At 64.3% G+C, this 21320-nt stretch carries 32 protein-coding genes; 1 reads left to right on the plus strand and 31 read right to left on the minus strand.

Translation table 11 applies throughout. From position 1 onward, the window contains the following. Positions 1 to 311 (plus strand): transposase (locus BOO71_RS25615; RefSeq protein WP_139322891.1); only part of this gene is annotated, 311 nt, incomplete at its 5' end. Between the two features lie 7 nt (positions 312 to 318). On the opposite strand, the gene BOO71_RS25620 is transcribed toward BOO71_RS25615, so the two are convergent. The 31 genes from BOO71_RS25620 to BOO71_RS25770 all read right to left on the minus strand — a co-directional run. Next, positions 319 to 1188, minus strand: coding sequence for a hypothetical protein (locus tag BOO71_RS25620; protein WP_075837051.1), 870 nt, complete (start codon positions 1186 to 1188; stop codon positions 319 to 321). After that, positions 1185 to 3380 carry a DUF5682 family protein gene (locus BOO71_RS25625; RefSeq protein WP_075837052.1) on the minus strand — a complete coding sequence of 732 codons (2196 nt, stop codon included), beginning with the start codon at positions 3378 to 3380 and terminating at the stop codon, positions 1185 to 1187. Before BOO71_RS25625 ends, BOO71_RS25620 begins: the two co-directional genes overlap by 4 nt. Before the next feature lie 21 nt (positions 3381 to 3401). Further along, a complete protein-coding gene (locus BOO71_RS25630) occupies positions 3402 to 3926 on the minus strand; it encodes an SMI1/KNR4 family protein (protein ID WP_075837053.1) in 525 nt (174 codons plus the stop codon). Positions 3927 to 3928: 2 nt separating this feature from the next. Beyond that, positions 3929 to 5032 (minus strand): ATP-binding protein, encoded by a 1104-nt coding sequence (locus BOO71_RS25635; protein ID WP_075837054.1) that lies wholly within the window; start codon positions 5030 to 5032, stop codon positions 3929 to 3931. A 28-nt stretch (positions 5033 to 5060) separates the two neighbouring features. Next, positions 5061 to 5507 carry a hypothetical protein gene (locus BOO71_RS25640; RefSeq protein WP_075837055.1) on the minus strand — a complete coding sequence of 149 codons (447 nt, stop codon included), beginning with the start codon at positions 5505 to 5507 and terminating at the stop codon, positions 5061 to 5063. 147 nt (positions 5508 to 5654) lie between these two features. After that, positions 5655 to 7202 (minus strand): DUF5691 domain-containing protein, encoded by a 1548-nt coding sequence (locus tag BOO71_RS25645; protein WP_075837056.1) that lies wholly within the window; start codon positions 7200 to 7202, stop codon positions 5655 to 5657. Continuing rightward, complete coding sequence (locus BOO71_RS25650) at positions 7199 to 8500, minus strand: SWIM zinc finger family protein (RefSeq protein WP_075837057.1); 1302 nt, start codon at positions 8498 to 8500, stop codon at positions 7199 to 7201. The genes BOO71_RS25645 and BOO71_RS25650 overlap by 4 nt, the downstream gene beginning before the upstream one ends. A 158-nt stretch (positions 8501 to 8658) precedes the next feature. Then, on the minus strand, positions 8659 to 9252 hold the full coding sequence (locus BOO71_RS25655; RefSeq protein WP_029483712.1) for an adenylate kinase: 594 nt from the start codon (positions 9250 to 9252) through the stop codon (positions 8659 to 8661). 167 nt (positions 9253 to 9419) lie between these two features. After that, on the minus strand, positions 9420 to 10766 hold the full coding sequence (gene secY, locus BOO71_RS25660) for a preprotein translocase subunit SecY (RefSeq protein ID WP_075837058.1): 1347 nt from the start codon (positions 10764 to 10766) through the stop codon (positions 9420 to 9422). Between the two features lies 1 nt (position 10767). After that, on the minus strand, positions 10768 to 11274 hold the full coding sequence (gene rplO, locus BOO71_RS25665; RefSeq protein ID WP_075837059.1) for a 50S ribosomal protein L15: 507 nt from the start codon (positions 11272 to 11274) through the stop codon (positions 10768 to 10770). Next, positions 11271 to 11438 (minus strand): 50S ribosomal protein L30, encoded by a 168-nt coding sequence (gene rpmD, locus BOO71_RS25670; protein WP_029483709.1) that lies wholly within the window; start codon positions 11436 to 11438, stop codon positions 11271 to 11273. The genes rplO and rpmD overlap by 4 nt, the downstream gene beginning before the upstream one ends. A gap of 26 nt (positions 11439 to 11464) precedes the next feature. Then, positions 11465 to 12055 (minus strand): 30S ribosomal protein S5, encoded by a 591-nt coding sequence (rpsE, locus tag BOO71_RS25675; RefSeq protein WP_075837061.1) that lies wholly within the window; start codon positions 12053 to 12055, stop codon positions 11465 to 11467. Continuing rightward, positions 12045 to 12383, minus strand: coding sequence for a 50S ribosomal protein L18 (gene rplR, locus BOO71_RS25680; protein ID WP_075837062.1), 339 nt, complete (start codon positions 12381 to 12383; stop codon positions 12045 to 12047). Before rplR ends, rpsE begins: the two co-directional genes overlap by 11 nt. Beyond that, a complete protein-coding gene (rplF, locus tag BOO71_RS25685) occupies positions 12383 to 12940 on the minus strand; it encodes a 50S ribosomal protein L6 (RefSeq protein ID WP_029483706.1) in 558 nt (185 codons plus the stop codon). The genes rplR and rplF overlap by 1 nt, the downstream gene beginning before the upstream one ends. A 167-nt stretch (positions 12941 to 13107) precedes the next feature. Beyond that, complete coding sequence (gene rpsH / locus BOO71_RS25690) at positions 13108 to 13509, minus strand: 30S ribosomal protein S8 (RefSeq protein WP_029483705.1); 402 nt, start codon at positions 13507 to 13509, stop codon at positions 13108 to 13110. A 530-nt stretch (positions 13510 to 14039) separates the two neighbouring features. Continuing rightward, positions 14040 to 14225 (minus strand): type Z 30S ribosomal protein S14, encoded by a 186-nt coding sequence (locus BOO71_RS25695; RefSeq protein WP_029483704.1) that lies wholly within the window; start codon positions 14223 to 14225, stop codon positions 14040 to 14042. A gap of 19 nt (positions 14226 to 14244) precedes the next feature. Further along, positions 14245 to 14784 carry a 50S ribosomal protein L5 gene (gene rplE / locus BOO71_RS25700; protein ID WP_075837063.1) on the minus strand — a complete coding sequence of 180 codons (540 nt, stop codon included), beginning with the start codon at positions 14782 to 14784 and terminating at the stop codon, positions 14245 to 14247. A 61-nt stretch (positions 14785 to 14845) separates the two neighbouring features. Continuing rightward, the gene (gene rplX, locus BOO71_RS25705; protein WP_075837064.1) at positions 14846 to 15193 is read right to left on the minus strand and encodes a 50S ribosomal protein L24; all 348 of its coding nucleotides are present in this window, start codon (positions 15191 to 15193) and stop codon (positions 14846 to 14848) included. Next, positions 15193 to 15597 (minus strand): 50S ribosomal protein L14, encoded by a 405-nt coding sequence (rplN, locus tag BOO71_RS25710; protein WP_029483701.1) that lies wholly within the window; start codon positions 15595 to 15597, stop codon positions 15193 to 15195. Before rplN ends, rplX begins: the two co-directional genes overlap by 1 nt. Continuing rightward, positions 15594 to 15884, minus strand: coding sequence for a 30S ribosomal protein S17 (gene rpsQ / locus BOO71_RS25715; RefSeq protein ID WP_075837065.1), 291 nt, complete (start codon positions 15882 to 15884; stop codon positions 15594 to 15596). The genes rplN and rpsQ overlap by 4 nt, the downstream gene beginning before the upstream one ends. After that, the gene (rpmC, locus tag BOO71_RS25720; protein ID WP_075837066.1) at positions 15881 to 16099 is read right to left on the minus strand and encodes a 50S ribosomal protein L29; all 219 of its coding nucleotides are present in this window, start codon (positions 16097 to 16099) and stop codon (positions 15881 to 15883) included. Before rpmC ends, rpsQ begins: the two co-directional genes overlap by 4 nt. Next, positions 16086 to 16511: a 50S ribosomal protein L16 gene (gene rplP / locus BOO71_RS25725; protein WP_075837067.1), complete on the minus strand. Its 426-nt coding sequence runs from the start codon at positions 16509 to 16511 to the stop codon at positions 16086 to 16088. The genes rpmC and rplP overlap by 14 nt, the downstream gene beginning before the upstream one ends. Next, the gene (gene rpsC / locus BOO71_RS25730; protein WP_075837068.1) at positions 16511 to 17260 is read right to left on the minus strand and encodes a 30S ribosomal protein S3; all 750 of its coding nucleotides are present in this window, start codon (positions 17258 to 17260) and stop codon (positions 16511 to 16513) included. The genes rplP and rpsC overlap by 1 nt, the downstream gene beginning before the upstream one ends. A gap of 1 nt (position 17261) precedes the next feature. Further along, entirely contained in the window at positions 17262 to 17726 is a 465-nt protein-coding gene (gene rplV / locus BOO71_RS25735; protein ID WP_075837069.1) for a 50S ribosomal protein L22, read from the minus strand. Then, positions 17723 to 18010: a 30S ribosomal protein S19 gene (gene rpsS, locus BOO71_RS25740; RefSeq protein ID WP_029483695.1), complete on the minus strand. Its 288-nt coding sequence runs from the start codon at positions 18008 to 18010 to the stop codon at positions 17723 to 17725. Before rpsS ends, rplV begins: the two co-directional genes overlap by 4 nt. A gap of 14 nt (positions 18011 to 18024) precedes the next feature. After that, entirely contained in the window at positions 18025 to 18858 is an 834-nt protein-coding gene (gene rplB / locus BOO71_RS25745; protein ID WP_075837070.1) for a 50S ribosomal protein L2, read from the minus strand. A gap of 13 nt (positions 18859 to 18871) precedes the next feature. After that, positions 18872 to 19159 carry a 50S ribosomal protein L23 gene (locus BOO71_RS25750; protein WP_075837071.1) on the minus strand — a complete coding sequence of 96 codons (288 nt, stop codon included), beginning with the start codon at positions 19157 to 19159 and terminating at the stop codon, positions 18872 to 18874. Continuing rightward, positions 19156 to 19776, minus strand: coding sequence for a 50S ribosomal protein L4 (rplD, locus tag BOO71_RS25755; RefSeq protein WP_075837072.1), 621 nt, complete (start codon positions 19774 to 19776; stop codon positions 19156 to 19158). Before rplD ends, BOO71_RS25750 begins: the two co-directional genes overlap by 4 nt. Before the next feature lie 2 nt (positions 19777 to 19778). Further along, positions 19779 to 20414, minus strand: coding sequence for a 50S ribosomal protein L3 (gene rplC, locus BOO71_RS25760; RefSeq protein ID WP_075837073.1), 636 nt, complete (start codon positions 20412 to 20414; stop codon positions 19779 to 19781). After that, a complete protein-coding gene (rpsJ, locus tag BOO71_RS25765; RefSeq protein ID WP_014685998.1) occupies positions 20411 to 20734 on the minus strand; it encodes a 30S ribosomal protein S10 in 324 nt (107 codons plus the stop codon). The genes rplC and rpsJ overlap by 4 nt, the downstream gene beginning before the upstream one ends. Positions 20735 to 20739: 5 nt before the next feature. Continuing rightward, positions 20740 to 21320 (minus strand): EF-Tu/IF-2/RF-3 family GTPase (locus BOO71_RS25770; RefSeq protein WP_254843296.1); only part of this gene is annotated, 581 nt, incomplete at its 5' end.

Here is a 21320-nt window from a genome sequence, read left to right on the forward strand (position 1 = left end):
GGTACGCACGGAGGCGCTTTGTGCGCCTCCGTCATGTCTGGGCCGATGGTGGTTATCTGGGCAAGCTGGTCACCTGGACGCTGGAAACACTGGGCTGGACACTGGAAATCATCAAGCGTAGTGACAGGGCCAAAGGGTTTCAGGTGCTGCCTCGCCGCTGGGTGGTGGAACGCTCATTGGCGTGGTTGACGCGCTCACGTCGGCTGAGCCGGGACTATGAAGGCCGCTGCCACACCTCCGCTTCCTGGTGCTATCTCGCCAACATTCGCTTGATGCTCCGTCGTCTTGATCCTTCTGTCGAACCTTTATAAACGCGCTCTAAGAGGTTCGCTCATAGCGGGCCAGAAATGCGCTGGCGAACAAACCGCTCTGCTCCAGGCTCCGCGCCGCCGCCGCCAGCGCCTCCTGCGGCATCGGCTCGCCGGAATCCCAGGGCAGTTGCCCGAACAGTTCGCCCAGGTCTGGATCGGCCAGGGCGCTCAGCAACCATTCCGTGACCAAAGCACCTGCCTGCGCGCCCTGCCAGTGCGCCAGCGTCAGGGCGGCGGTCAGGCGCGGCAGCTCCTGCGGGTCACTGAGCATGGATTGGAGGGAGAGGCACGCAGCACTCTCCGGCTCAAACTCCGCCAGTGCCCAGGCACGCGAGGCCCGCGCCACGGAGTCCGGGTCACCCAATCCACCAGCCAACCAGCCTGCGGCCTGCGGGCAATCCCGGCCCAGCACCGAGAAAAGATACGCCGCCATGCCGCGCGTTCCGGGGTCCACCGCCAGCAGCAGGGGGCGATAAATGTCGGCTCCGGCCAGCACGGCGGCACGGGTGACCCTGACCCAGTGAAGTTCATCGGCAATGACCGCCTGATATTCGGGAGCCTGAACCTGGGCTGGATCGTCGTAAATCTGGTGAACGTCGTGGTAACTGGCACCCCGCGCGGCGCAGGCCAGCCAGTTCAGCAGCTCCGAGTTCCCGGCTCCCAGCAGACCCAGCAAAAACGGCACCGCGTATGAAGTCGCCTGATACACCGTGCCCTGATGCCACAGGTTGCTATACAGGTCTGAAAGTGCGCCCACGTCGCCCGCCGCGATCTTGTGCAACTGCTCCGGCACATCGTCGGCCTCGCCATAAGCGTGCTGGAGGCTGGCCCAGTCCACCTGATCCAGTTCGCTCAGCGGGCGGGATGCGGCGTTCACTGGCGCACCCCCAGCAGCCGCAGCACCACCGGCACCACACGCATGGCCCGTTCCTCGTCCAGCTCCAGCACGGCCTCTCCCCTGTTTGGCCCGCCACCGCGCACCGCCTCGCCCAGCGCGCGGCGTTCGGGCTTCTCGTAGCGGGAAAACACGCGGCGCAGCAGGGGCAGCGACTCCTGGAAAGCGTCGCCTTCCAGACCCGCCAGCCAGCCGTCCAGCAGGGCCAGCAGCGCCGAGTCGTGCAGCAGCAGCGCGGCGCTGTGGCCCAGGAACCCGTCCAGCCAAGAAGTGACGTCGCCGGGGCGATCAGCACCCAGAGCGAGGCTCACGCGTCGCTCCACTTCCGGGCTGTCCAGTTCGCCGCTGTCGCGCAACCGTCGCACGGCGTCCCCAACCAGCAGCGGATGGGCCTCCAGGCGATTCGCCAGATGCAGCAATGCAGCGCGCCACTCGGCCAGCGCCCCGGCATCGTCCAGCAGGCGCACGCTGGCGTCTCCGGCGTCCACGGCGCGTTGCAACACTCCGGCGGCGTCCTCGGCCAACCCGATGGCGGCAGTGGGCAGGCCCACACAGGTGCGGGTGAGCAGGGTGCGGAAGACACGGGCAGGGGCCTCATCTGCGCCTTTTGCCACCTCGTCGCGTCCACGCACGTCACCGTACCGGGCCAATCGGGCCAGCGGGGCCAGCGCGGAAAGCAAGTCGGCCACATCCGCCCCCACCGCCGCGCGGGCGTCCAGGGCGTCCAGCGCGGCGGGCAGAGCATCCGGCAAATCGGCGTATCGCACCGCTTCCAGCAGGGCGGTCAATTCAGACAGGGACGCACTTGTCCGCGCTGTTTCGATGGCCTGTGCGCCTGCCGCGTCCGCCACCGTCTGACCGGAACGGCTGGCCTGCACCAGTCGGACGCTGAATTCGGGCTGCCACGCCAGCGCCCAGGCTTCCTTGAAGGTGCCGCGCCCGCCCGCGTGCCGCTCCTGCGCCCAGGGAATGCCCAGCAGATTCAGGCGGTGAAACAGGGCACTGCGGGCCAGATCGTTGTCCTGGCGCAGATCCAGGGTCATTTCCAGTTGTTCGGGCTGCACCTTCAGGCGCAGTTTCTTCTGCTGACGGGCCAGATCCTGCGCCAGCGGGACGGTGGGCGTGTCGGAAGGCACCTCGCCCAATGCCTCGCCCACGATCAACTGGCGCTCGATCAGGCGCAGCGGCAAATCGCTGTCCCAGCCGAAGACGCTCAGGGCGGCCTCGTTCAGCTCGTCCAGGCCGGGGAGGGCGCGGCCACGCAGTCCGGCCAGGGTATTCGCCAGTCGGGTGGCCTCGATCACGCTGGCGCTGCTGGCCTCCAGTTTCTCACCGCGCAGCAGCCGCGCCGCCCGCGCGAACCAGCGTTCGGTGACGTGTTCAGGGGTGGTGAACAGGTGGTGGTAATACCCCGGCGAGCGCACGCCCGCGCCGTAGCCACTGTGCATGGACAGCCGCCCATGCGTCCACGGCACCCAGGTCAGCGTGACCTTCGCTCTGGGCAGGCCCTTGAGCAGCGCCGCATCCTCCTTGACCGGGTACGCTGCCAGATCGGTCAGCACGGGCGCGTGCCACGCTCCGCAGACCACGGCAATACTCTGGAATCCTTCCTTCTGCGCGGCGCGAATCGTCTGTCGCATGTGGGCCTCGCGCATGGCCTCGCGGCCCGCCGGGGCGGGGGCATCGGCCCGCACCGCCGTCATCACCTCCAGCACTGCCCCGAATACGTCGCCGCCGTCGCCCCTGGCTTCCACCAGGGTTTCCCACCAACGTTCAAAATCGCTGTATCCGGCAGCCTCGGCCAGCACGCGCAGAGGGTCAGAGTGGAGGTCAGATTCGGGTTCGTCCTCGCGCTCAAAGCCCAGCGTGGCGCTGGCGGGCAGGTCCATGAAGCGGGCCGGAATGTCCAGACGCGCCGCCCACTGGAAAGCCACAAATTCCGGGCTGAAGACGGCGAAAGGCCAGAACGACGCGCGGGCAGGATCGTCGTTCACGTAGCCCAGCAGGGCCACGGGCGGCTTGAAGTCCGGGTGGGCCAGGAAAGGCAGCACGAGGTTGGCATCTGCCGGGCCTTCCACCAGCACCAGATCGGGCCGGAGCCGTTCCAGCGCCCCCGCCAGCGAACGCGCCGAGCCGGGGCCGTGGTGACGAATGGGGAATAGGGTGAGGGTCATTGCCCTATCTGCTCCAACATATTATTCGTCCTCATCATCAAATACATCTGCCGTCACCAATTGACGGATGAACGTCTCAATATCCGGCGCAAGCCAAGTAATTTTATAATTATTACCCTGATCTACGTGAACCACACTCGGCTCTCCAGTGGGGCCGCACTCGCGGTAATCCAGAGCCACCATGTCGTGTCCAGCCGAAGGGCAGTCAGCAAAGTAGATACCGAGTGGCGGATATCCCAACTCTTCTATTGCAGATTGACTTCCCAATTTACTGCACAAGCCGTAGAGCTTGCTTCGCCCTATGCCGAAAATGCTGGTGATAGCGATATGATCTTCAGCCCATCCCGTAGCCTCAGTTGTCGGAAAGCAGGTTCTAATCGGCCAGCCGCCATTCTGAGTCTGCATCAGAGTGACATAGCTAGCGGGCAATTTATACCCCAATTCATCCTCTACTGAAGCAATCATATCCGGTGTAGGCGGTGATTCAATATAGTCTTTTGCCTGTGACCCATACGTATCAGGCTTCCAGAATTGATCTTGCTCCATCCTCAGCTCACCGCCCTACAAGCCTTATACAAATCCCGCCAGTCTTCCCGCTTCTTCGCCACGGTTTCCAGGTATTCGCGCCACACTATGCCGTCCTGCACCGGGTCTTTGACCACTGCACCCACCAGACTGGCGGCCACGTCGGCGGCGCTCAGTTCGCCGTTGCCGAAATGCGCCGCGAGGCTCAGGCCGTGGTTGACCACGCTGATGGCCTCAGCGGTGGACAGTGTGCCGCTGGGGGCCTTCAGCTTGGTCTTGCCGTCCTCGGTAACCCCGCTCCGCAACTCGCGGAAGATGGTCACGATACGCCGCACTTCCTCCAGGGCTGGGGGCGCGGCGGGAATCTGGAGGCTGCTCGCCAGTTGCGCCACCCGCTGCACCACGATCCTCACCTCGTCTTCCAGGCTGTCGGGCACGGGCAGAATCACCGTGTTAAAGCGGCGTTTGAGGGCGCTGGACAGGTCATTGACGCCCCGGTCCCGGTTGTTGGCGGTGGCAATCATGTTGAAGCCGCGCGTGGCCTGAACTTCCGTGTTCAGCTCCGGCACGGGCAGCGTTTTCTCGGACAGCACGGTAATCAGGGTGTCCTGCACGTCGCTCTGTACGCGGGTCAGTTCCTCGATGCGGGCCAGCTTCCCCGTTCGCATGGCGCGCATGATCGGGCTTTCCACCAGGGCGGCCTCGCTGGGGCCTTCGGCGATCAGGCGGGCGTAGTTCCAGCCGTAGCGAATGGCCTCCTCCCCGGTGCCCGCCGTGCCCTGCACCAGCAGCGTACTGTCGCCCGAAATGGCGGCGGCCAGGTGTTCGCTGACCCAACTCTTGGCGGTGCCGGGGACGCCGATCAGCAGCAGGGCGCGGTCTGTGGCGAGGGTGGCCACCGCGATTTCCATCAAGCGGCGGTGGCCCACATACTTGGCAGTGATCTCGGTGCCGTCTTTCAATTTGCCGCCCATCAGGTAGGTCAGGACGGCGTGCGGGCTGAGGTTCCACTGCGGGGGCTTTGGCCTGTCGTCCTGTGCGGCCAGGGCAGATAGTTCGTGGGCGTAGGCTTGCTCGGCGTGCTGGCGCAGGACTTCTGGGGCGGGTGTGGGCTGGGTGGCAGTCATAACGTCTCCTTGAGGATCGGGGGGAAATTCAGCGTTCCAGCGCCGTGCGAACCGGGCCGTCGGGAATCATCATGGTGGCGTTGCCGCCGTACTGCACGCTCAGCGCCCCCTGATAGCGGGTCACTCCACCCATCTTGGTCAGCGGCAGGCGAAAACTGCCCTGGGCGTTGACGATGTGCAGCGTGCTGTCCTCCTGATCCAGGCGGAATTCGGTCACGCCGCTGTTGCGGGCGGTGAGCAGCACCTGGGCCATGCTGCGGCGGGCGTTCCACCACACGAACAGACCCAGCGCCGCCGCCGCCAGCAGAAAGAAGATGTTGCGGTAATACACCGCCCAGATCACGCCGATTATGGTCAGCAGGGCCAGGGCGATCAGCGGGCCGCGCAGGATGCGGCGCTGCATCTGGCGGTAAACGCTGGCGACGAGCAGTTGCCCATCGGGAGAGGCCCAGTCCACGGTCTGCTGAATGGTCATAAACTGTTCCTCATACGGACTCCGATTGAATCGTTTGCAGAACGATAGAAATCCGAGCGGACGCTAGAATGAGAAGAACGGGTTCCGGGCGTGGAGTTGGCAAACTGGCGCTTTCCCAGTTTGTAAGCGTTACAGACGGAATCCGTATCATAGGGACCTCTCTGCCGCAAAATCGGCGTGAATCTGGGCGCGCAGGTCCAGGCCAGCGTACAGGTTATCCAGCGTCTGGCGGGCGTATTCGGGGGCATCGGCAGGCAAGGAGGCGGGGCGTGGAGCAGCGGGCGCGGCGCGGGTCTGGGCCAGCTCCAGCACGTTGATCCAGCCGTAATCCCAGTCCGAGTTCTTGTCATAGGCGGCGTACTGGGATTCCGCCTTACGGACAGCCCGGCTGAGCTGCCTGAAAACCTCGGTGGAAAGGTCAGCAGGCCACGGCGTCGGCAGGCCCCGCAGCAGGGTCAGCGTGAGCTGCGAATCGTGGCCCCGCAGCGCCGCGTGCAGTTCGGCCTCGCGGCGCTGCGCTGGAACCAGGGCCAGCAGGTCCGCCCGCCAGTGCGTGAAACTGCCCTTCAGGCGAGGCAGCAGCAGTTCGGCCAGTTCCGAGAATGCCGGCTCTATCGGCTGGGCTGCCGAAGAGAAAACGGCCCGCACCAGCTCGTCGGTGGCCTCGAATTGTGCCGCCAGACCCACCAGCCCGGCAGGCTCCAGCTCAAGCGCGGTCATCAATGCCCCTGGATGTGCGGCGTTCAGCAGGTGGCGCAGGCGTTCGGCGGGGTGCTTGACAGGCTCCAGACCATCGCGTTTCAGGTCCGCGTCGGGCACCTCCGGCAGGGTCAGGGTGAAGTTGACCTGACCGCGCAATCTGCCCAGGAACCCCACCTTTTCCTGTCCCAGCATGGCCTTCGCGCGGCCTGTCATCCGGGCGTTGTAAGCACTGCCGGGCAACCGCTGAAGCAGGCGGCGGGCCTGAACGCGCACGTCCTCGCTGCGGTCAGACAGCGTTTCTTCCAGCAGGGGTTCGAGTTCGGCGTCCCCTGCCTCCCAGCTCTGCGCCAGCACGTCCAGCAGCCGCTTGCGAACGCCCGCCTTCTCGGACTTGAAATGAACGGTCAGGAATTCGCGGGAGGCGGCAGAATCGGCGTCTCGCAGGGCGCGGAACAGCGCCTCCCGGCCCGCCTCGGTGGCCGCCTCCCATTCCGGGCCGTCCACCGTCACCTCACCACTTTTCAGGCCACGCAGCCAGCGCCAGTCATGGGAAAACCCGGCCAGCCAGCGCCCGCGTTCACCCAGCACCGGGCGCAACGTGGCACGCAGTTCCTCATTCACACGCGCACCCCAGTCCAGCAGGTCGGGCAGGTCAGCGTGTGGCACGCGCCAGCCCGCCACGCTGCACAGGCTCAGCCACTCGGGCAGCATGGCCGTATTCAGCACGGCGATCAGGTGCCGGGTCACGCGGGCGGGGGCCTCGGGCCGAAGTTCGGCAGGAGCAGGCTCAGGGGGCGAGGCCAGCGGCAGTGGCATTTGCCCCGCACGGGTTGCCAGTCCCACCAGCGCGGCGCGGGCCAGCAGGGTGGATTCCGCGTCATCTCTTTTCACGCGGCTCAGGGCATCGGCCAGCGCCGTGTCGGCGTGCGAAGGCAGAGCGGCGCGTGACGTTCCCACCAGTGCCGTTGCCAGCAGCATCTTCAGATCGCTCATCTCTGGTCTCCTGGCGTTCCTGTCCAGAAATTCAGGGCGGCAAAGGCCGCGCCGTCCCACTCGCCAAAAATCTGCACCGCCTCGCCCCCGCTTTCGGCCAGCAGCCTCAGCAGCGGGCGCACGTCTTCCGTCAGTGGCAGTCCACCACCGATTTCATCCACCACAGACCACGGCTCACCCGGCACCAGCCGCACCGGCCCCAGCAGATACGCCGCGCGCTCCAGCCAGGGATTGCGGGCCAGCGCGTCGGCGTGGGCGGAAAGCATTGCCGTGAGTGTCAGAGGCGCTGGCAAGTCGATCAGGGGTCCACTCGCGCCTGCTTCCCCCTTCAGCACGGCCCGCTGAGCAAAAGCCGAGGGGGCAAAGACCAGCCCGGCCTCCACGCTCTGACCCAGCGGCAGAGCGGGCGGCAGCGGACGGCCCGCCGGGGCAAAATCCATCAGCAGGGCGGTCTGACCGCTGTTCTGGAGCCACTGGCGGCGCACGGTCAGCGTCTCTTCCTGAATCTGTGCCTGCCCCAGCACGTTCCAGCGCGCCCGAATCCCCTCCGCTTCCAGCAAGCCTGCGGCGTCCAGCGGAAACCCCAGCGCAGAACGCAGGTCCGCCAGTTCGTTCTCGCTCAGTCCCGCATGGTGCATCCAGCCCTCGGCCAGCAGCGCCAGTTCGCCCAGATGCGCCAGCAGGGCGGCGGGATCGCCCAGCAGCTCAGGAATACGCGCCACCCGCCGCGCCGCGCCCGCCGCCTGCGCGTCCATCAACCGCGCGGCCTGCGTGTCCCAGTCGCTATACGGGCGGGAAGACGCCGTGGCCAGCCCATCACGCACCAGATCCTTGAGGAACAGGTGCAGACTCTCCAATCCAGCCGTCACCTTCTTCTCGCGGGCGGCGCGGCGTTTGGCCTGGGCGGCGGGATCGGCCTCCTTCTCGGCCTTCTGCTTTCCGCCTTCTGCCTTCTGCACCTCCCGGTTCTGCCGCCCGGCCAGCCACGCCTGAATGCTCTCGGGTGCGGGCTGAGAACCAAAATCAGAGCCGTGCGAGGCGTGCAGCAGCAGCAGCGCCAGCCCATGCTTGCAGGGAAACTTGCGGCTGGGGCACGAGCATTTTGCCACCGGACCGCTCAGATCGACCGCCGTCAGATACGGGGTCTTGCCGCTGCCCTGGCACTCGCCCCACAGCACACCGTCCGCGTCGTTGAGGGTGGGCCACTTGCCGGGTGTGGCGAGCTTGCGGGCATTGGCCGCGCTGCCCGCATCGGGGGCCAGGGAAAGAATAGTTTCGGGGGTCAACGCCTGCGACAAATCTTAAACTCCTTATTCTGTTATTGACGTAATAGTAACAGCTTCACGTTGCTGGGGCAAGCCTAGCGCAGAGGCGTGGGCGGCCTGTCTCTCCGCCTCCTGCACAACAGGAAAGGGCCGGAAGCATTCTCGCCCCGGCCCTTCTTTTGCTCCTGCGTCTACTTCATGCTCTTCAGAATCCGCGCGTAAACCTCTTCCATGCTGCCCACGCCGTCCACATGTTCCAGATGGCCGCGTGCGCTGTAGTAGTCGATCAGCGGCTGGGTCTGCTCACGGAACACGTCCTGACGGTGACGGGCCACTTCTTCGGTATCGTCACTGCGGCCCGTTCCGCCGTCCGCCGCCGCCTGTCGCCCGCGCGCGACGATGCGCTCGATCAGCAGTTCGTCGGGGACTTCCAGCAGCGGCACATGGTCGACGGGTGCGCCCAGTTCCTCCAGCAGCACGTCCAGCTCCTCGGCCTGTGCGCGGGTGCGGGGAAAACCGTCGAAGATCACGCGCACGCCTTCCATATCAGCCAGGCGGTCCCGGATCAGCGCGATCAGAATATCGTCGGGGACCAGTTTGCCCGCGTCCAGCATGGGCTTGATCTGCTGGCCCAGTTCGGTGCCGCGCACCACATGATCACGCAGGATATCGCCGGTGCTGATCTTGACCAGATGCTGCTCGGCGGCCAGACGCTCGGCCTGTGTGCCTTTCCCGGCACCGGGTGGCCCCAGAAAAATAACGACTTTGTTTTTCGGTTGAGTCACTTCAGTTCCTCCGTAAGTTGAGCATCAGTTTAGCGGCTGTTTTACAGGTTGCCGCATCCCTGCCCAGCCCACCCGCGTTCCCGCACAGGTGACAGGAAAACCCAGATCATCAGAAAACGAAGAACCGCCCCCGAACAGGCAGGCGGCCACTTCTCCGTGTCAGGACTTCAATTGTTCAGGCGTCCGCGAATGCGGCCCTTACTGATGAAACCGTCGTAGCGGCGCACCGTCAATTGAGCCTCAAGTTGCTTGAGGGTTTCCAGCGCCACGCCCACGATGATCAGCAGGCCCGTTCCCGAGAACTGGAAGGTGGTGATCCCAGTGATGCGCTGCACGATCTGCGGAATGACTGTCAGCACCACCAGAAAGATCGCGCCCCACAGGCTCAGGCGGCTGCTGATGTTGCCCAGGTACTCGGTGGTGGGTGTGCCGGGCCGGACGCCAGGAATAAAGCCCCCAGCCTCGCGCAGTTGCTCGGCAATCCGTTTGGGATCGAACTGCACACTGTTGTACAGGTACGTGAAGCCGAAGATCAGTGTGGCTTCTAGCAGAATGTACAGCGGCTGCCCGAACACCAGATTGGAGTTGAGCCACGCGCTGACGCCCGGCGCGCGGGTGGCCGTGGCGCTGGCGATCAGGTTGGGAATGATCAGCATGGCGCTGGCGAAGATCACCGGGATCACCCCGGCCTGGTTGACCTTGATGGGCAGCCAGGTGGCCTGTCCCGCGCCCTGCGACTTGGCGGCAGAAGCCGAGCCAGCCGCAGCGGTGGGCGCGCCGCCCCGCGCACGCGCATAGGTGACCGGCACACGCCGCTCTCCCTGATACACGTACACGATGCCCGCAATCGTCACCAAGATGATGGCGATGAACGCCAGCAATGACAGCAGTTGCACCTGATCGGTGCGGAACAGTTGCGCCGTCGCCGCGATTTCGCGCGGGTAGGCCGAGATGATCCCCACCGTGATGATCAGTGAGATGCCGTTGCCGATGCCGACCTCGGTGATGCGCTCGCCGATCCACATGGTGAAGGCGATGCCCGCCACCTGGGTCAGCACCATCACCAGCACCGTGAACAGGCCCGGCGTCCAGCCCACGGCCACATACGCCGCGTTGCTGGTGACGAACAGCGAGAAAAACAACGCCTGAACTGCGCCCAGCGCCACCGCCGAATAGCGGGTGAACTGGTTGATCTTCTTGCGGCCTTCCTCGCCTTCCTTGGAGAGCTTTTCCAGGGCAGGAATGGTGGTGGTCATGAGCTGGATCACGATGCTGGCCGTGATGTACGGCAGCACCCCCAGCGCGAAGATCGAGAACTGCGAGAGATTGCCTCCCGAGATCATGCTGATCAAGCCGAACAGGCCACCCGAAGTGGCCTGGCTCAGCGCGGCGGTGTTGACGCCTGGGGTAGGAATGGTGCTTCCCAGGCGGTACACCGCCAGCAGCAGCAGGGTGAAGACAATCTTCCGCTGGAGATCCGGGATACGGAACGCGTCGCGGAAGGCGCGCAGCATGCTAGCTGGCCTGCTTGGCTGCGGCTGCGCGGGCAGCGGCGCGGTCTTCCTTGTTGGGGGCCGCAGGCTTGGGGGTGGGCAGCACGACGCTGCCGCCCGCCGCTTCCACGGCCTTGATGGCGGCCTGACTGGCGGCGTCCACATGCACGGTCACGGCGCGGGTCAGCTCACCGCTGGCGAGCAGCTTGACCGGACGGTTCTTGCGGCGCACCAGACCGACGAGTTCCAGCACGGTGCGGTCAAAGGTATCGGTGCCCTCGATCTCATTGAGCTGCGAGAGCTTGACGATTTCGTGGGTGATGCCGACGTTGTTGAAACCACGCTTGGGCAGGCGGCTGATCAGCGTGCTGCGGCCACCTTCAAAGAACGGTCCCTTGCCCGCGCCGCTGCGCGACTTCTGGCCCTTGTGACCGCGTCCGGCGGTCTTGTCGGTGCCACCGGGGCCACGCCCGACGCGCTTGCGGTCCTTGCGGCTGCCCTCGGCGGGCTTCAGATCATGGAGTTTCATTCTTCTACCTCCAGCAGGTGCTGAACGGTTCTGATCATGCCGCGCAGGGCAGGATTGTCATTGACCTCACGGCTGTCACCGATGCGGCGCAGACCCAGGGCCTTGACAGTGTCCACCTGACTCTGGCGACGCCCGATCACGCTGCGCTTGAGGGTGATTTTGATGGCCTTACCTTTTGACTCACTGGTCATTATTGCGCACCTCCGGCTTCAGCCGCACCGGCCTGGGTGGTGGCCGACTGGGCAGCAGTGGTCTGGGCTGGCTGGCTGGAACGCAGAACGTCGGTTCCGCGCAACGCCCGCACCTGCTTGGCGGTGCGTAGGTTGCGCAGGCCGTCGAACACGGCGTAGGCCACGTTGATCTTGTTGCGGCTGCCGATTTCCTTGGACAGCAGGTTGGTGATGCCCGCGAGTTCGGCAATCGAGCGCGGCACGGTTCCGGCGATCACGCCCGTACCGGGTCCGGCAGGCTTCAGCAGAACCTGAGACGTGCTGTTGACGCCCACGATGTCGTGCGGAATGGTGCCGTTCTCGACAGGGACCATGATCATGTTCTTCTTGGCGATGCTCTTGGCCTTCTCGATGGCCACGGGCACTTCCTTGGCCTTGCCGATGCCCATGCCCACGCGACCGTTGCGGTCACCCAGGATCACGAGAGCGGCAAAGCGGAAACGGCGTCCGCCCTGGTAGGTCTTGGAGGTGCGGTTGACGAAGAGCATCTTTTCTTCAAATTCGCTGCTTTCGCGGTCCGCATTGCGGTCATTTCTACGATTAAAAGTCAAGGCCACCCTCCCGCGCCGCGTCTGCGAGCGCCTTCACGCGTCCGTGGAAACGGTACTGACCACGGTCAAACACCACCTGCTTGACGCCTTTCCCGGCGGCAGCTTCGGCCAGGGCTTTGCCCACGGCAGCGGCGTTCTCGGACTTGGTCCCGCCCATCAGCTTGGCGCTGCTCGCGGCGGCCAGCGTGGTGCCACTGGCGTCGTCGATGATCTGGGCGTAGATGTGCTTGCTGGAGCGGAACACGCTCAGGCGTGGGCGTACTCCGGCGGCAACGCGAACCTTGCGGCGCGCACGCAGCTTGCGGCGGACAGTATTCTGAGCAGCCATTATTTCTTCCCTTTCCCGCCTGTCGCGCCGGCTTTACCGGCCTTCAGGGCAATCTTTTCACCAAGGAAACGCACACCCTTGCCGTGGTAGGCGTCGGGCTTGCGGACCTTGCGGACGTTGGCGGCCACCTGGCCGACGAGCTGCTTGTCGATGCCGCTCACGTCGATCTTGGTGGGTTCCGGCACGGTGAAGCTCACGCCCTCGGGCGGCTGGATCACCACGGGATGGCTGTAGCCGATGGTCAGCTCCAGCGCCTTCCCGGCCAGTTTGGCGCGGTAACCGACACCGCGCAGCTCCAGGTTGATGACGAAGCCGTCGCTGACGCCCTTGACGGCGTTGAAGACCAGGCTGCGGGTCAGGCCGTGCAGCGCGCGGTGACGCTGGGCATCGCTGGGACGCTCGACCAGCAGGGAGTCGCCGTCCTGCTTGATGGTCAGCTCGGTATTGAAGGGAACGCTGAGTTCGCCTTTGGGTCCCTTGACCTTGAACACGCCGCCATCGGCGCTGTAGGTCACGCCGCTGGGCATGGGAATGGGAGATTTACCAATTCGGGACATGAATGTCCTCCTTGCCTTAAGTCAGGGCTGAACGGACTTACAGTCATCTCAGTCTGAGGTCAGGTGTTTGTGGTTCGGGGAGGCCCCTTACCAGTTGTTTGAACCAGTTGCCTGGATCAGTTATTTGGGACCAGTTATACGGGCAGCTCAGGGTTAAGGAGCTGGCGTTACCAGAGAACGCAGACGACTTCGCCGCCCACGCCCTGCTTGCGGGCTTCGCGGTCCGGCATCAGACCACGGGAGGTGGACACCACGGCCACACCCAGGCCACGCTGGATGCGGGGCAGGTTATCGGCGCTCACGTAGGCACGGCGGCCCGGACGCGAGATGCGCTCGATGTGCTTGATGACCTGCTCGCGCTTCTGACCGTACTTAAGGGTCACGCGCAGCACGTCGAACTTCTGGCCTTCCGGGACCAGACGCTCGTAGGAGGCCACGTAGCCTTCCTTGACCAGCAGCTTGGCCAGTTCTTCCTTGAATTTGGAGGCCGGGATGTCCACGGTCTCCTTGAATGTGCGCGTCGCGTTGCGAATGCGCGTGAGCATGTCAGCGATAGGATCACTCAGCATGTGTCTCCTCCAGAGGCGCGGCGCTGGCCACTGCCCCGGCAGGTGCGGCCCACATCAAAACGATATGGACTGCGGGTCTCCCCGTTGGAACGTTCGGCGGTCAAAATCCGCCTTTCCTTCTGTTGGGTTGGAATCCACCATTGGACGATCACCATTCAAAATTGGACGGTTCGTATCCAGAGGGGTACAGCACGATCACCGCACAGGTGCGGCAAGGAAAGAGTGTATCAGGTGGGGATGGGGATTGGCAATGGCATTTTCAGGACGCTCGGCGTTGAGTTGAAAGGCGAAAAGACAACCCCTCAGTCTGCTTCGCAGCCAGCTCCCCTCAAGGGGAGCCAAGAGTGGCAGGCGATCTCGCCACCCAGAAAACACCTTGCCTCCTCTTGAGGGGAGGTGCCCCGAAGGGGCGGACTTGCAAAGCTGCGAAGCAGAGGGGTTAAGCGGGCATGGTAACTCCGAAATCCTCCGCCAAAGAAAAAACCCCCCAACCGGGGAGTCCTTTCTTCGCTTCGTTTTGAGAACTTAGGTTACCAGCTCGCCTTGCGCACGCCGGGCAATTCGCCCTTGTGGGCCATCTCGCGGATGCAGATGCGGCACATGCCGAAGAAGCGGTAGTAGCTGCGGGCACGGCCACAGCGTGAGCAGCGGCTGTAGTCCTGCACCTTGAACTTGTGGCCACGCGCGGCCTTGACAACTTTAGAGGTATTAGCCATAACGTCCTTTGCCCCCGCCTTACTTGCGGAAGGGCAGGCCCATGCCTTGCAGCAGGGCGCGGGCTTCTTCGTCGGTCTTCGCGGAGGTGACGATGGTGATGTCCATACCGCGAACTTTGTCGACCATGTCATAGGTGATCTCGGGGAAGATCAACTGCTCTTTGATGCCCAGGTTGTAATTGCCACGGCCATCAAAGGCGTTGGGGTTGATCCCACGGAAATCGCGGATGCGGGGCAGGCCGATGTTGACCAGCTTTTCCAGGAACACGTACATGCGCTCGCCGCGCAGCGTGACCTTGATGCCCACGGGCATGCCCTGACGCAGTTTGAAGTTGGAGATGCTCTTCTTGGCCTTGGTGATGATGGGCTTTTGCAGAGCGATCAGGCTCAGCTCTTTGGCGGCCTTGTCGATGGCCTTGCTGTCTTCCTTGGCGCTGCCCAGACCCTCGTTGATCACGATCTTCTCGATGCGGGGCACGGCCATCACGGAGGAGTAGCCGAACTGCTGCATCATCGCGGGCTTGACCGTTTCGTTGTATTTCTGCTTGAGCTGTTGCATGTTTCTACCTTTCGGGCGGACGGGTCGCCCAGGTCACGCGCGGGAGGCGTGACCCTGGAAATCAGTCGATGTTCTTGCCGCTCGCAACGGCCACGCGGACTTTCTTGCCGTCCACGATGGCGCGGCGAACGCGCGTGGCCTTCCCGGTTTCGGGGTCCACTATGGACACCTTGCTGGCGTGCAGGGCCAGCTCGCGCTGTTCCTGACCGCCGTTGGGGTTGCCCGCACTCGGCTTCACGTTCTTGGTGACCATGTTGACGCCTTCCACGACGACCTTCTGGTCACGCGGCAGCGCCAGCAGAACCTTACCGGTCTGGCCCTTGTTCTTGCCGTTGCGGACGATGACGGTATCGCCCTTCTTGACGTGCAGCTTGTCGTTGTGGTGGCTTCCGGCGCTGGGACGGGGCATTACAACACCTCCGGGGCCAGGGAAACGATCTTCATGAAGCGGCGGTCACGCAGCTCGCGGGCCACTGGCCCGAAGACACGGGTGCCACGAGGCTCGCCCTGGTTGTTGATGATGACGGCGGCGTTCTTGTCGAAGCGGATGGTGCTGCCGTCGGCACGCTTGACGGCGTGCGCGGTGCGGACGATCACGGCCTTGACCACGTCGCCGGACTTGACAGCGCCGCGCGGGGCAGAGTCCTTGACGCTGGCGACAATGATGTCACCGACGTGCGCGAACTTCTTGTTGCCGCCGCCGCCCGAGGTCAGGCCCTTGCCGCCGATGCCGGAGTTCAGCACACGGATGCACATGATCTCGCGCGCGCCGCTGTTATCGGCCACGTCCAGACGGGATTGGGTCTGAATCATGCCTCACCCCCGGCCAGCTCGGTTTCCACGGCAGTCGTTTCGGTGCCGCGTGGGCGCTCGATCAGACGCGTGACCTTCCAGGTCTTGGTCTTGCTGATGGGGCGGACCGCGATGATCTCGACGCGGTCACCCAGCTTGTATTCGTTGGTCTCGTCGTGCGCGGCGTACTTGTTGCTGCGCGTGACGACCTTGCCGTACAGCGGGTGGGCGAAGCGGCGCTCCACCTTCACGCTGACGGTTTTGTCGGCACGGTCACTGACGACGACGCCGGTAAAGGTCTTCTTCATGCCTGCTCTCCCTGCCCACTGTGGACAGCCTGGGCCTGCTCATGCCGGATGGTATTGAGCTGGGCCACTTCGCGGCGAAGCTGCGTGACGCGGTGGGGCTTTTCCAGATTGCCCATCGCGGCCTGAAAGCGCAGCTCCATCAGTTCTTTCTTGCGGCTCTCGATCTCGGAGGCGAACTTGTCGGCCCCCAGTTCGCGCATCTCACTGGGCTTCATCGTAAACCTCGCGCTTGACCATCTTGGTCTGGATGGGCAGCTTGTGTCCGGCCAGACGGAAGGCTTCCTTGGCCTGGGCCTCGGTCACGCCGGAGACCTCGAACATCACGCGGCCCGGCTTGACGACACTGACCCAGAATTCCACCGCGCCCTTGCCCTTACCCATTCGGGTTTCGGCAGGCTTCTTGGTGACGGGCTTGTCGGGAAAAATGCGGATGTAGATCTTACCGCCGCGCCGGAAGTGACGGCTCATGACGATGCGGCAGGCTTCGATCTGGTTGCTGCGGATCCAGGCGGGTTCCACGGCGATCAGGCCGTAGTCGCCGAAAGCCACGTAATCGCCGCCCTTGGTGTCGCCGGTCATCCGTCCACGGTGCTGCTTGCGGTACTTGGTGCGCTTGGGAAGAAGCATCATTCACCTCCGGGGCGGCGGCGTCCTGCGGCAGGACGGCGGCGGTTGGGACGGTCTCCGTCTTCACGGCGGGGACGGTCGTCGCGGCCCTTGGGACGGGCCAGGGTCTCGGTGCGGCCACCGATCACTTCGCCGTTGAAGACCAGCACCTTGATGCCCAGGATGCCGTAGCTGGTGCGGGCCAGCGCGGTGCCGTAGTCGATATCGGCGCGCAGGGTGTGCAGCGGCACGCGGCCTTCCAGAACCTTCTCGGTGCGGGCCTGCTCGGCCCCACCCAGACGGCCCGAAAGCACAATCTTGACGCCGCGTGCGCCGGATTCCATCACGCGCTGCGCAGCCTGCTTCATGGCGCGGCGGAACGCGAAGCGGCGCTCGATCTGCTCGGCGATCCGCAACGCCACCAGGGGCGCGCTGATGTTAGGGTTGGGGATCTCGGCGACGTTCACGGCCACCGTACCCGCCGAGACCAGACGCTCGATGTCGCCGCGCAGGCCCTTGATGCTGTCCCCGCCCTTGCCGATCACGATGCCGGGTTTGGCGGCGGAGATGATCACGTTGACCTGCTGGCCAGCGCGCTCGATCTCCACGCGGGCGATGCCAGCGGCAGACAGCTTCTTGTCGATCAGGTTGCGGATCTTCTCGTCTTCACGCAGAAGCCCGGCGTACTGCTTCTTGCCCGCGTACCAGCGGCTGTTCCAGCCACGGGTAATACCGAGGCGGAAGCCGTTCGGGTTGATTTTATTGCCCATATTAGTTGCGCCCCTTGTTGCCAGCACGGTTTCCGAGCGCGCGGTTGCCCGCTTCGGCCTCGCCCACGATGATGGTGATGTGGCTGGTGCGCTTCTTGATGATGTTGGCACTGCCGCGTGCGCGGGGGATCAACCGCTTGAGGGTCGGTCCTGCGTCCACGTAGGCCGCCACGATCACCAGACGGTCTTCGAGCATCTCGTCGTTGTGCAGCGCGTTGTGCTTGGCACTGTTCAGGGCCTTGCTGACGGGTTCGCTGGCGGCGCGGGGGATGAAGCGCAGCAGGTCCTCGGCGTCACGCACGCTCTTGCCACGGATGATATCGACGACCAGACGCACCTTGCGGGGGCTGATGCGGACGTACTTGGCCACGGCGTAGCCAGGACGGCGCAGTTTGACGAGCTGCTTGCGCTCTTTCTTGTTGCGGTAGGTCTGCTCGGGGGCAGCGTTGGAGGAAGCAGCGGTCATTTCTTCTTGCTCCCCTTGCTGCTCTTCTCGGAGCCGTGACCACGGTAGCTGCGGGTGGGCGAGAACTCACCGAGCTTGTGGCCGATCATCTGCTCGTTCACGAAGACCGGGATGTGCTGCTTGCCGTTATGCACGGCGATGGTGTGGCCGATCATCTCGGGAACCACGGTGGAGCGGCGCGACCAGGTCTTGATCACACGCTTGTCTTTCTTCTCGTTCTGGACATCCACCTTTTTCAGCAGGTGATCGTCCACGAACGGGCCTTTCTTGAGGCTACGGGGCATAGAGTTCGCCCTCCTTACTTCCCGCCGCGGCGGGTGATGATGAAGCGGTCAGAAATCTTGCGCTTGCGGCGGGTCTTCAGGCCCTTGCTGGGCTGGCCCCAGGGAGAGACAGGCACGCGGCCTGCGCCGGTCCGTCCTTCACCACCGCCGTGTGGGTGATCCACCGGGTTCATGGCGCTGCCTCGCTGGTGAGGCTTGCGGCCCAGCCAGCGGCTGCGTCCGGCTTTACCCAGGTTGATGTTCTTGTGTTCGGCGTTGCCCACGGTGCCGATGGTGGCGTAGCACTCGCTGTGGACACGGCGCAGTTCGCCGCTGGGCAGGCGCAGGATCACGTAGTCGCTTTCCTTGCCCTGCACCTGAATGCTCGTTCCTGCGCTGCGGGCCATCTGTGCGCCCTTACCGGGAACCAGTTCCACGCTATGCACCACCGCGCCGACTGGCACGAAGCGCAGCGGCAGGGCGTGACCCAGCTTGGGTTCGGCTTCAGGACCAGCGTTGACGGTGGCACCCACCTTCAGGCCCTCGGGGGCCAGGATGTAACGCTTCTCGCCGTCTGCGTAGTGCAGCAGGGCGATGCGGGCGCTGCGGTTGGGATCGTACTCAATCGCGGCGACCTTGGCCACCACACCGGACTTGTCGCGGCGCTTGAAGTCGATGATGCGGTACAGACGCTTGTGCCCGCCGCCGATGAAGCGGCTGGTGATACGGCCCCGGTTGTTGCGCCCACCGGACTTGGAGATGCCCTCGGTGAGTGCCTTTTCCGGGCGCTTCTTGGTCAGTCCGCTGAAGTCGGCGGTCGTCATGTGACGGCGCGACGGGGTATACGGACGGTACTTTTTAACGGCCATGTTCAATCTCTCCTTAGGCCTGGCCTTCGAGTTGCTCGATGCGCTGACCCTCGGCGAGACGGACAACCGCCTTCTTGCGGTCGTTGCGGGTTCCCATGAACTTGCCCACGCGCTTTTGCTTGCCGCGCACGTTCATGGTGCTGATGCCCACCACGGACACGTCGAAGGCGCGCTGGATGGCGCTCTTGATCTCGGTCTTGGTGGCCTTGGGGCTGACCCAGAACGAGTAGACGCCGCGCTCCATACCCGCGTAAGCCTTCTCGCTGACCACCGGCTGGTGGATGATGTCGTAGTAGCTCATGCAGCACCCTCTTCTTCAGTCTGCTCGTCGTGCGCAGGCTCCAGAGCCACCGCGTCGATCACCAGACGGTCATGGCGCAGGATGTCGTAGGCGTTGAGGCCCGCGACGGCCAGCACCGTGACCCAGGGAACGTTGCGCGCGGCCTGACGGACCACTGCGTCGTCGGTCACCAGCAGCACGCTCTCGCTGCCGTTCATGCCGTTGTCGGCAGCCCAGGCGATGAAGCCCTTGGTCTTGCCGTCCAGGCCAAAGCCGTCCACGGCAGTCAGCATGTTTTCCTGCTGACGGTCCGAGAGGGCCATGGCCAGGCCGAGCTGACGCACCTTGCGGGGCAGGGTGTAGCCGTAGTTGCGGGGCTTGGGGCCAAAGGCCACGCCGCCGCCCACGAAGGTGGGAACCGTGCGGTTACCGTGACGGGCGTTACCGGTGCCTTTCTGGCCGTACATCTTCTTGCCGGTTGCACTGACCTGCGCGCGGGTCTTGGTGCTGGCCGTGCCACGGCGGCGGCTGGCGAGCTGCCAGGTGACCACTTCGTGCAGGATGTGCTTGTTGGCTTCGGGCAGGTCCAGGCTGATCTGACGCCCACCGTTCTGTCCGATGACGTTAATCTGCGCCATGTTTACTTGCCTCCCTTCGGCGTGCGGGTCTTGACCGCTCCGCGCAGGATCACGAGACCACCATTTGCTCCGGGGATCGCGCCCTTGACCAGGATGATGTTCTCGCCAGCGCGCACTTCCACCACTTCCAGGTTCTGGACGGTCACGCGGTCCGTGCCCATGTGGCCGGCCATCTTCTTGCCCTTGTACACGCGGCCTGGCGTCTTGCGCTGGCCGATGGAGCCGGGACGACGGTGCCACTTCTTGGTCCCATGGCTGCCCGGGCCGCCGGCAAAGTGCCAGCGCTTGATGACGCCCTGAAAGCCCTTGCCCTTGCTGGTGCCGGTCGCGTCGATCTTCTCGCCCTCAGCGAAAATGTCCACGTTCACGGTGTCGCCTTCGGGGGCAAAGTCACGGAATTCACGCAGGAAGCGCACGGGGGACACCCCGGCCTTCTTGAAGTGACCCATCGCCGGACGGTTGACCTTGCGCTCCGCCTTGGGGGCAAAGCCGATCTGCACGGCCTCGTAGCCGTCGCTCTGCGCGGTCTTGCGCTGCACGACGGGGCAGGGGCCAGCCAGCACCACCGTCACCGGAACGGCGCGGTCGCCCTTCCAGATCTGGGTCATGCCGATTTTGGTTCCCAACAGGCCCTTCACGCGCGGCCTCCCACCGTCTTGATTTCAATGTCCACGCCGGTAGGCAGGTCCAGGGTCATCAAGGAGTCGATGGTCTTCTTGGTGGGGTTCATGATGTCCACCAGACGGTTGTGGGTGCGGATTTCAAAGTGTTCGCGGCTGTCCTTGTTTACAAAGGGCGAGCGCAACACGCAGAAGCGGCGGATGCGGGTCGGAAGCGGCACTGGGCCGCTCACGTCCGCCCCGGTGCGCCGGACGGTGTCCACGATCTTGCTCGCGGACTGGTCCAGCGCCTTGTGGTCGAAACCACGCAGTTTGATACGAATCTTCGGGGCAACCATTGCTATTACTCCAGAACCTTCGTGACGACGCCTGCGCCGACGGTGCGGCCACCTTCACGGATGGCGAAGCGCAGTCCTTCTTCCATGGCGATCGGCTTGATCAGTTCCACGATGAAGGTGATGTTGTCGCCGGGCATGACCATTTCCACGCCTTCGGGCAGTTCCACCACACCGGTCACGTCCGTCGTGCGGAAGTAGAACTGGGGACGGTAGCCGCCGAAGAATGCGCTGTGACGTCCACCCTCGTCCTTGGACAGCACGTAGGTGCTGGCTTCAAACTTGGTGTGGGGCTTGATGCTGCCGGGCTTGCTCAGCACCTGACCGCGCTCCACGTCGTCGCGGGCGACGCCGCGCAGCAACACGCCCACGTTGTCCCCGGCCATCCCGGAATCCAGCAGCTTGCGGTGCATTTCCACACCGGTCACGGTGGTCTTCTTGGTGTCGCGCAGACCCACGATCTCGACTTCGTCCTGAATCTTGACGATGCCGCGCTCGATGCGTCCAGTGGCAACGGTGCCGCGTCCGGTGATGGTGAAGACGTCTTCGACGGGCATCAGGAACGCCTTGTCGGTGTCACGCTCGGGGG

The sequence above is a fragment of the Deinococcus marmoris genome (assembly GCF_001949125.1).
GTDB lineage: Bacteria > Deinococcota > Deinococci > Deinococcales > Deinococcaceae > Deinococcus > Deinococcus marmoris_A.